This is a genomic window from Streptomyces sp. NPDC006435 (assembly GCF_040612315.1).
In the GTDB taxonomy this organism is placed as follows: domain Bacteria; phylum Actinomycetota; class Actinomycetes; order Streptomycetales; family Streptomycetaceae; genus Streptomyces.
In genome coordinates, this window is record NZ_JBEXPY010000105.1 from 1 (window position 1) to 3,151 (window position 3,151).

The 3,151-nt window shown below is 58.3% G+C and carries 2 rRNA genes (1 of these 2 cut by a window edge); both read left to right on the forward strand.

Annotated elements, in window-relative coordinates:
* Positions 1-45 precede the first annotated feature (45 nt).
* A 16S ribosomal RNA gene (locus ABZZ04_RS39195) occupies positions 46-1,573 on the forward strand.
* Between the two features lie 303 nt (positions 1,574-1,876).
* Positions 1,877-3,151, forward strand: a 23S ribosomal RNA gene (locus ABZZ04_RS39200); it runs 1,491 nt beyond the window's last position.
* The 16S and 23S rRNA genes sit together here, the layout of an rRNA operon.

Genomic DNA, 3,151 nt, shown 5'->3' on the forward strand with positions numbered 1-3,151 from the left:
GGTTGTCCCGCTCTCGTGTCGTGTTGTCCCGATCACGGGAAAACATTCACGGAGAGTTTGATCCTGGCTCAGGACGAACGCTGGCGGCGTGCTTAACACATGCAAGTCGAACGATGAAGCCGCTTCGGTGGTGGATTAGTGGCGAACGGGTGAGTAACACGTGGGCAATCTGCCCTTCACTCTGGGACAAGCCCTGGAAACGGGGTCTAATACCGGATACCACTCCGTCCCGCATGGGACGGGGTTGAAAGCTCCGGCGGTGAAGGATGAGCCCGCGGCCTATCAGCTTGTTGGTGGGGTGATGGCCTACCAAGGCGACGACGGGTAGCCGGCCTGAGAGGGCGACCGGCCACACTGGGACTGAGACACGGCCCAGACTCCTACGGGAGGCAGCAGTGGGGAATATTGCACAATGGGCGAAAGCCTGATGCAGCGACGCCGCGTGAGGGATGACGGCCTTCGGGTTGTAAACCTCTTTCAGCAGGGAAGAAGCGAGAGTGACGGTACCTGCAGAAGAAGCGCCGGCTAACTACGTGCCAGCAGCCGCGGTAATACGTAGGGCGCAAGCGTTGTCCGGAATTATTGGGCGTAAAGAGCTCGTAGGCGGCTTGTCACGTCGGTTGTGAAAGCCCGGGGCTTAACCCCGGGTCTGCAGTCGATACGGGCAGGCTAGAGTGTGGTAGGGGAGATCGGAATTCCTGGTGTAGCGGTGAAATGCGCAGATATCAGGAGGAACACCGGTGGCGAAGGCGGATCTCTGGGCCATTACTGACGCTGAGGAGCGAAAGCGTGGGGAGCGAACAGGATTAGATACCCTGGTAGTCCACGCCGTAAACGTTGGGAACTAGGTGTTGGCGACATTCCACGTCGTCGGTGCCGCAGCTAACGCATTAAGTTCCCCGCCTGGGGAGTACGGCCGCAAGGCTAAAACTCAAAGGAATTGACGGGGGCCCGCACAAGCAGCGGAGCATGTGGCTTAATTCGACGCAACGCGAAGAACCTTACCAAGGCTTGACATACACCGGAAAGCGCCAGAGATGGTGCCCCCCTTGTGGTCGGTGTACAGGTGGTGCATGGCTGTCGTCAGCTCGTGTCGTGAGATGTTGGGTTAAGTCCCGCAACGAGCGCAACCCTTGTTCTGTGTTGCCAGCATGCCCTTCGGGGTGATGGGGACTCACAGGAGACTGCCGGGGTCAACTCGGAGGAAGGTGGGGACGACGTCAAGTCATCATGCCCCTTATGTCTTGGGCTGCACACGTGCTACAATGGCCGGTACAATGAGCTGCGATGCCGCGAGGCGGAGCGAATCTCAAAAAGCCGGTCTCAGTTCGGATTGGGGTCTGCAACTCGACCCCATGAAGTCGGAGTTGCTAGTAATCGCAGATCAGCATTGCTGCGGTGAATACGTTCCCGGGCCTTGTACACACCGCCCGTCACGTCACGAAAGTCGGTAACACCCGAAGCCGGTGGCCCAACCCCTTGTGGGAGGGAGCTGTCGAAGGTGGGACTGGCGATTGGGACGAAGTCGTAACAAGGTAGCCGTACCGGAAGGTGCGGCTGGATCACCTCCTTTCTAAGGAGCACTTCTTACCGGGCTTCGGCCTGGTCAGAGGCCACTACGTCGGCAAATGTCCGGCGGTGGTTGCTCATGGGTGGAACGTTGACTATTCGGCACGGTTCTTCAGGGATTCACTAGTACTGCTTCGGCGTGGAACGTGAGTATCCGGGGGGATTGTGTCGGGCACGTTGTTGGGTGTCTGAGGGTACGGCCGTGAGGTCGCCTCAGTTGCCGGCCCCAGTGAACCTGCTTCTTCGGAGCGGGGTGATGGGTGGCTGGTCGTTGTTTGAGAACTGCACAGTGGACGCGAGCATCTGTGGCCAAGTTTTTAAGGGCGCACGGTGGATGCCTTGGCACCAGGAACCGATGAAGGACGTGGGAGGCCGCGATAGGCCCCGGGGAGCTGTCAACCGAGCTTTGATCCGGGGGTGTCCGAATGGGGAAACCCGGCAGTCGTCATGGGCTGTCACCCGCTGCTGAACACATAGGCAGTGTGGAGGGAACGAGGGGAAGTGAAACATCTCAGTACCCTCAGGAAGAGAAAACAACCGTGATTCCGGGAGTAGTGGCGAGCGAAACTGGATGAGGCCAAACCGTATGCGTGTGATACCCGGCAGGGGTTGCGCATGCGGGGTTGTGGGATCTCTCTTTCACGGTCTGCCGGCCGTGAGGTGAGTCAGAAACCGTTGATGTAGGCGAAGGACATGCGAAAGGTCCGGCGTAGAGGGTAAGACCCCCGTAGCCGAAATGTCAGCGGCTTGCTTGAGAGACACCCAAGTAGCACGGGGCCCGAGAAATCCCGTGTGAATCTGGCGGGACCACCCGTTAAGCCTAAATATTCCCTGGTGACCGATAGCGGATAGTACCGTGAGGGAATGGTGAAAAGTACCGCGGGAGCGGAGTGAAATAGTACCTGAAACCGTGTGCCTACAAGCCGTGGGAGCGTCGCATGCAAGCTTGCTTGCATGTCGTGACTGCGTGCCTTTTGAAGAATGAGCCTGCGAGTTTGCGGTGTGTTGCGAGGTTAACCCGTGTGGGGAAGCCGTAGCGAAAGCGAGTCCGAACAGGGCGTTTCAGTAGCACGCTCAAGACCCGAAGCGGAGTGATCTAGCCATGGGCAGGTTGAAGCGGAGGTAAGACTTCGTGGAGGACCGAACCCACCAGGGTTGAAAACCTGGGGGATGACCTGTGGTTAGGGGTGAAAGGCCAATCAAACTCCGTGATAGCTGGTTCTCCCCGAAATGCATTTAGGTGCAGCGTCGTGTGTTTCTTGCCGGAGGTAGAGCACTGGATAGGCGATGGGCCCTACCGGGTTACTGACCTTAGCCAAACTCCGAATGCCGGTAAGTGAGAGCACGGCAGTGAGACTGTGGGGGATAAGCTCCATGGTCGAGAGGGAAACAGCCCAGAGCATCGACTAAGGCCCCTAAGCGTACGCTAAGTGGGAAAGGATGTGGAGTCGCAGAGACAACCAGGAGGTTGGCTTAGAAGCAGCCACCCTTGAAAGAGTGCGTAATAGCTCACTGGTCAAGTGATTCCGCGCCGACAATGTAGCGGGGCTCAAGCGTACCGCCGAAGTCGTGTCATTCCAGC